This window comes from Alcaligenes sp. GW821-FHT11D07, assembly GCF_058808495.1.
In genome coordinates this window covers 1-566 of record NZ_JBXART010000010.1, presented here as the reverse complement: position 1 = coordinate 566, position 566 = coordinate 1, and the positions used below count along the sequence as shown (strand labels likewise).

At 58.5% G+C, this 566-nt stretch carries 1 protein-coding gene; it reads left to right on the top strand.

The genetic code is table 11. From position 1 onward, the window contains the following. A partial coding sequence (locus AC1RSM_RS18645; protein ID WP_492934063.1) for an Ig-like domain-containing protein occupies window positions 1-566 on the top strand: 566 nt, incomplete at both ends.

Here is a 566-nt window from a genome sequence, read left to right as displayed (position 1 = left end):
GACGTCAAGGCCGGCGATACCGTGACCGTGACGGTCAATGGTAAGGATTACACGACCACCGTTAACGCCGATGGCAAAACTTGGAACGTGGACGTTCCTGGTGCTGAGCTGGCTGCAGATTCGAACGTGCACGCCAAGGTCGAGACCGAAGACGCGGCTGGTAACCCAGCCAGCGCTGAAGCTGACCGTGGCTACGGTGTTGACACCGAGTTGCCAGAAGCAGCGATCACCATCGACACGATCGCTGGCGATGATGTGATCAACAAGGCTGAGTCCGAGTCTGACGTGACCATTACCGGTACGGTGGGCGAAGACGTCAAGGCTGGCGATACCGTGACCATAACGGTCAACGGTAAGGACTACACGACCACGGTTAACGCCGACGGCAAGACCTGGAACGTCGATGTTCCGGGCGCCGAATTGGCCAAAGACAGCAATGTTCACGCCAAGGTCGAGACCGAAGACGCAGCAGGTAACCCCGCTTCGGCTGAAGCTGACCGTGGCTACGGTGTGGATACCGATCTGCCCGAAGCCGCTATTACGATCGACACCATTGCGGGTGACGA